Raw genomic sequence first — 5,456 nt, 5'->3', positions numbered from 1 at the left:
GGTGATGATGGTCGTCGGCGTGATGTTCCCAAATGTGATCGCGATATCTGCGAACGTCTTACCTCTGAGATCGAAGGTACTGTCGCCGACCAGGATCAGTCGGTCATCGCCACCGCTGCCGTACACTTCCTTCACATCGCTGAGACGCGCCGCGCCCGAATAGATCGTGTCATTCCCAGCCGAGCCGCGGATGATTTCGAATCCAGCGAAGCTTCGTGCAGTCCCCAGCGCGATTTCACCGGCTTGCCCCAATTGCAGCGTGTCGATCCCACCGCCGCCGTTGACCTGATCTCCGCTCGAGAAGCCGTCGACATTCACAAGGAGCGTTTCATCGTCGTCGGAACCGAGCACGAATTCCGTCTCGGCCGTCAGGACGGCTTCGACATCGACGTAGTAGCGTTGAACGATGCTTCCGGGCCCACCGTCCACAGACGCCCAAGTGACGATCCAGCCATCTTCGTACGCGACGACGGCCGGTTCCGACTGGTCGGGCGCACCGCCGTCCACGACAATATCCGGACCCGACGTCGAACCGTCGGGCGCATAATATCGCTGCATGACGTCGCCGGAAGCGAGGGGTACGCTCGACTTCCAGGTGACGACCCAGCCGCCGTTCGCGAGCACCGTCACGCTCGCGTCGACTTGGCTGGCGTCCGTAGATTGGTTGACAGTCCGATCTTCGACGTTGCCGCTCGTGTCGCGGAACTGCGCGACGCCATTCGCGTCGAAGCGCTGCACGAAAATATCGCCGCGCCCGCCGTCATTGTGGCCCGATTGCCAAACCACCACCCACCCGCCGTCCGGCAAGGCGGTGACGCTGGAGAATCCCWGCTGATGTTCGACTTGCACGTTGACCGGCATATCGACCGTCGTCGGGTTTCCATCTTTGTCGAAGCGTCGTTGATGGACACCCGTGAAAGCGGGATCAGTCGTAAAGAATCCGTTGTCCCATACGACGACCCAACCGCCATCGGCCAGTGCCGTCACCGAAGCGTTGTTCGCTTTGCTCGGAACAGAGTCGTTGACGAGCCTATCTTGAGGATTGTTGTTCTCGTCAACGTAGACAGGCTGTCCCGCCGCATTGTAGCGCTGCTGATAGATGTCGCCGGAAAAACCGCCGGGAATCTGCGTCGCACTCTGCCATGTCACGAGCCAACCGCCATCGTCGAGCGCCGTGACGACGGATTTCGTCTGGTCGCCCGTCGCGTTGACGTGGACACGCTGATCGACCGGCTGTCCCTGATTCGTGTACATTGCAACGCCGTTCGCGTCGAAGCGCTGCTGGTAAACGCCTTGAAACGATCCGTCCTGCCCCGTCGATTCCCAGGATACGACCCAGCCGCCGTCCTTCAAGATCGTCGTCGTCGAGTTTGACTGCGTGCTCGGCGTGTGGGCGTTGACGCGCACTTCTCGTGCGACACCGTTTTCATCCTTGAAGAGAGCATTGCCCTCCGCGTCGAACCGCTGTTGAAAAATGCCGGTGCTGGCTCCGTCGCTGGCCGTCCAGGTGACGAGCCGCCCGCCATCCGGAAATATCTTGATTGTCGGAAATGATGCCCCGATCCCAGGCGAGCTGGTGATCGTCTTGTCGCTGGCGCGCACAACCTTCAATGCCATGGCGTCTCCCCCTCTTCTTATCGTTATTGCCGCTGCCAGCGGGGCGAAGGCCCACAACCTCTAGCTGCCGAAAAGGAAGATAGTCGGATTCCGGATAACGTTGCAACGAATATATAGATATTACGTAACGTCAATTTGAATGAAAGCTTCAAAGAAACTGTAACTATAGTACAGATCTATTACGTGACTGATTAGTCTGACTCATGTGACGAGGATCGACGGCCTGCCGTTTCGTCCTCGGCGTGCTGCAAGGCGACAGCTAGTCAGATAGGGGCGGCGTCTCGATGTTGGAACCGGGATGTTGTGCCGACGGAAAGCCGACAGTGAGCGCCCACAGGCAAAGGCCGATCCCAACGACGACTGCGAGCCAATTCAAGGCACGGTCTAATCGCTGGTCGCCCAGCGGCGAGAGGATCTGGTCGGGTTTTTTGGGCGGCAGTTCGGTTGGCATCGCTAAGCTCCCAAAGCCGATCGAGCTTCGAGGCGCGCATGCACCCAAGAAGAGCGGCAGCCGACTCAGGGACTGCAGATGATTCACACTAGCCGAACAATGTGGCTTTGTGTGGCTTCTTTGGAGAGCCTCGTTCGTCAGGACGGAGAGTCAGCACCGACACGCCGGAAGCTGTAACGGCAACGGTGTGCTCGAACTGTGCGGAAAGCGATCCGTCTCTCGTCACAACGGTCCAACCGTCAGCCTCTGTTCGCACACTCCGTCGGCCTCGATTGAGCATCGGCTCGATCGTGAAAACCATGCCCTCACGGAGGGCGATGCCAGTTCCAGGCTTTCCGAAGTGCAGAACCTGCGGTGCCTCATGCATCTCCCGGCCGATGCCGTGACCGCTATATTCACGCACCACAGAGTAGCCGTTTCGCTTGGCATGTCGTTCGATCGCCCAGCCGATGTCTCCGAGCCGCGCGCCCGGGCGAACCGCCCGGATGCCCATCCACATGGCTTCGTACGTGGTCTGGACCAGCCTCTTAGCAGCGGGATTTACCTCGCCAACGAGGTAGGTCTTGCTGGAATCTGCGATGTAGCCGTTCTTCTCAAGCGTGATGTCGAAGTTGACGATGTCCCCGTCGCGAAGCACGTTCGATTGCGACGGAACGCCGTGGCAGACCACATCGTTCACCGAAGAATTCAACACAAAATCGTAGCCGTATTGGCCCTTGCTTGCAGGTCGAGCCTGTAGATCATGGACGATGAATTGCTCGACCATTTCATTGATCTGAAGTGTCGACATTCCGGGAAGCGAGGTGCGATCCAGCAGCCCGAATACGGACGCCAGCAGCCGGCCGGATTCCGCCAGCAACGCCAGTTCCCGAGGCTGCTTCGTCATGCTTCAACCACGGCCAGTGGTTGAGCCGAAACGCCCGCGGAACTAAGCTCGCGGTCGAGGATCTCTGTGAAATTGAGCGCCGGATTGGTCTCGCACAGCATGCCGACTTTGATCCAGTACGCTGCCTGCGCGTTGATCGAACGAAACGACACCTTGCTCGCCCTGCGCACCTGGTCGTGCAGATCATCATCGATGTTCACAATGCCCATTGGGTTCTCCATATACGATTCATAGATGAAATGTATATCAATCATATATAAATAAGCCAAGGGTACCTCAGGCTCGAAGCACGCCGCAGCAGTCGACGCGACGCTATTGAGCCTAAGCACGCCTAGATTGCAGCCCGTCGCTTGTGGCTCTTGGTCACGCCATCGATAGTGCGCAATTGTGAACTCCGGGCGGGCCTACGTTGTTATGTATGCGTAGCAGCTCGTGGAGGTTTTTATGACCCAGGCAGAGCGCTCGGAATATCTCAATCTCGATTGTGCCAATGCGCAGGTATTGGGCGTCGCCTACGATGCCGCGATCGCCGCTGTCACCGAGGCAAACAGCGCCCATGCTCCTCCGGCCAAGCGGATCCGCGACCTCATCGCGATGCAGATCGTGGAATGCGCAACGGAGGGCGAACGCGACCCGGAGCGCCTCAAACAACGCGCTCTCGCGGCCCTGTCGGTCGCCACCGGCTAACGGCGGTCGGCGGCGCAATCTGACGCGCTGGGCGCCTCGATCAGCTTCGGAGACCGGGAGCCTCTTGGCCGGTGCGCGCGACGTATTCCGTATAACCACCACCGTATTTGTGAATTCCGTCAGGCGTCAGTTCCAACACGCGATTGGACAGCTCGGCCAAGAAATGACGGTCGTGCGAAACGAAGAGCATGGTGCCCTCGTATTGCGACAATGCGGCGATGAGCATTTCCTTCGTCGCCATATCCAGGTGATTGGTGGGCTCGTCGAGGACGAGGAAGTTGGGCGGGTCAAAGAGCATCTTGGCCATGACCAGCCGCGCCTTTTCGCCGCCCGACAAGACGCGACATCTCTTCTCGACCTCATCGCCTGAGAACCCAAAACATCCCGCAAGCGCGCGCAGCGAACCCTGCCCCGCCTGGGGGAACGAATCTTCCAGCGACTGAAACACGGTGCGCTCTCCGTCCAAGAGCTCCATGGCGTGCTGAGCGAAATATCCCATCTTCACCGTGCCGCTCAGGGCTACGTGCCCGTCATCCGGCTGCGTAGCGCCCGCGACCAATTTCAGCAACGTCGATTTGCCGGCGCCGTTGATTCCCATGACGCACCAACGCTCCCTGCGACGGACCTGGAAATCGAGGCCTTCGTAAATGCTCCGACCGCCGTAGCGCTTGTGCACGTTCTTCAGCGTGACGACGTCCTCGCCGGAACGGGGAGCCGGCTGGAACTCGAACACGACCGTCTGGCGACGCTTGGGCGGCTCCACGCGGTCGATCTTCTCCAGCTTCTTCACCCGGCTTTGCACCTGGGCCGCGTGCGAGGCGCGCGCCTTGAAGCGTTCGATGAAGTTGATCTCCTTGGCGAGCATGGCCTGCTGCCGCTCGAACTGCGCCTGCTGCTGCTTCTCGTTCAGCGCACGCTGCTGTTCGTAAAACTCGTAATTGCCCGAATAGGCCATCAGAGCACCGCCGCCGATCTCGACGACTTTGGTGACGATGCGGTTCATGAACTCGCGGTCATGCGAGGTCATCAGAAGTGCCCCATCGTACCCTTTGAGGAAATCCTCGAGCCAGATCAGGCTTTCCAGGTCGAGGTGGTTGCTCGGCTCGTCGAGGAGCATGGCGTCGGGACGCATGAGGAGAATTCTCGCCAGCGCAACGCGCATCTTCCACCCGCCGGACAAGCCGCCCACGTCGCCGTCCATCATCTCCTGGCTGAAGCCGAGACCCGCGAGCACCTCACGTGCGCGACCGTCCAGGGCGTACCCGTCGAGCTCCTCGAAGCGTCCCTGCACTTCGCCGTAGCGTGCGACAATTTCATCCATGTCGTCGGCTCGGCCCGGATCCGCCATGGCGGYCTCCAACTGCCTCAACTCGGCCGCGACAACGCTCACCGGGCCGGCTCCGTCCATCACTTCGGACACCGCGCTGCGGCCGGACATGTCGCCTACGTCCTGGCTGAAATAGCCGATGGTTACGCCGCGATCGACGGATACCTGGCCCTCATCGGGCTGCTCTTGCCCGGTAATCATCCGAAAAAGCGTCGTCTTTCCGGCTCCATTGGGACCGACGAGGCCTATCTTTTCCCCCTTCTGGAGTGCCGCGGAGGCCTCGATGAACAGGATCTGCCGGCCATTCTGCTTGCCGATGTTTTCGAGACGAATCATGAGATGCTACGGGGTCCAGGTGATTTCCCGCGTCCTTACGCCATAGGGAGCACACACGAAAGAGCGCGGCCGCTGACCAGACCTGCAACCGTAGGGGGCCAGTTCCCACTTCTGACTTCGTGCCGAGGCTTCTGCGCCAACCCCTGCCAGGT

At 60.0% G+C, this 5,456-nt stretch carries 5 protein-coding genes and 1 pseudogene; 1 reads left to right on the top strand and 5 read right to left on the bottom strand.

The genetic code is table 11. From position 1 onward, the window contains the following. From AC1DT3_RS11270 to AC1DT3_RS11255, 4 genes and pseudogenes are all read right to left on the bottom strand, one after another. Positions 1-1,617 (bottom strand): annotated as a pseudogene (locus tag AC1DT3_RS11270) (hypothetical protein); the annotation flags it as partial. A gap of 259 nt (positions 1,618-1,876) precedes the next feature. Further along, the gene (locus AC1DT3_RS11265; RefSeq protein ID WP_477465345.1) at positions 1,877-2,068 is read right to left on the bottom strand and encodes a hypothetical protein; all 192 of its coding nucleotides are present in this window, start codon (positions 2,066-2,068) and stop codon (positions 1,877-1,879) included. Positions 2,069-2,156: 88 nt separating this feature from the next. Beyond that, positions 2,157-2,954, bottom strand: coding sequence for a type I methionyl aminopeptidase (gene map / locus AC1DT3_RS11260; RefSeq protein WP_477465344.1), 798 nt, complete (start codon positions 2,952-2,954; stop codon positions 2,157-2,159). After that, the gene (locus AC1DT3_RS11255; protein WP_477465343.1) at positions 2,951-3,163 is read right to left on the bottom strand and encodes a ParD-like family protein; all 213 of its coding nucleotides are present in this window, start codon (positions 3,161-3,163) and stop codon (positions 2,951-2,953) included. Before AC1DT3_RS11255 ends, map begins: the two co-directional genes overlap by 4 nt. A gap of 235 nt (positions 3,164-3,398) precedes the next feature. Here AC1DT3_RS11255 and AC1DT3_RS11250 point away from each other — a divergent pair, with 235 nt between their 5' ends. Further along, complete coding sequence (locus AC1DT3_RS11250) at positions 3,399-3,641, top strand: hypothetical protein (RefSeq protein ID WP_477465342.1); 243 nt, start codon at positions 3,399-3,401, stop codon at positions 3,639-3,641. Positions 3,642-3,681: 40 nt separating this feature from the next. On the opposite strand, the gene AC1DT3_RS11245 is transcribed toward AC1DT3_RS11250, so the two are convergent. Beyond that, positions 3,682-5,304: an ABC-F family ATP-binding cassette domain-containing protein gene (locus tag AC1DT3_RS11245; protein ID WP_477465341.1), complete on the bottom strand. Its 1,623-nt coding sequence runs from the start codon at positions 5,302-5,304 to the stop codon at positions 3,682-3,684. Positions 5,305-5,456 lie beyond the last annotated feature (152 nt).

This window comes from Microvirga sp. P4_G7 (assembly GCF_056401005.1).
This window is presented reverse-complemented; position numbering and strand designations above follow the sequence as displayed.

Bases quoted from the DNA above. Each gene is read 5' to 3' on its own strand.
- map (WP_477465344.1), bottom strand. From the start codon at position 2,954: ATGACGAAGCAGCCTCGGGAACTGGCGTTGCTGGCGGAATCCGGCCGG.
- AC1DT3_RS11250 (WP_477465342.1), top strand. From the start codon at position 3,399: ATGACCCAGGCAGAGCGCTCGGAATATCTCAATCTCGATTGTGCCAAT.
- AC1DT3_RS11255 (WP_477465343.1), bottom strand. From the start codon at position 3,163: ATGGGCATTGTGAACATCGATGATGATCTGCACGACCAGGTGCGCAGG.
- AC1DT3_RS11265 (WP_477465345.1), bottom strand. From the start codon at position 2,068: ATGCCAACCGAACTGCCGCCCAAAAAACCCGACCAGATCCTCTCGCCG.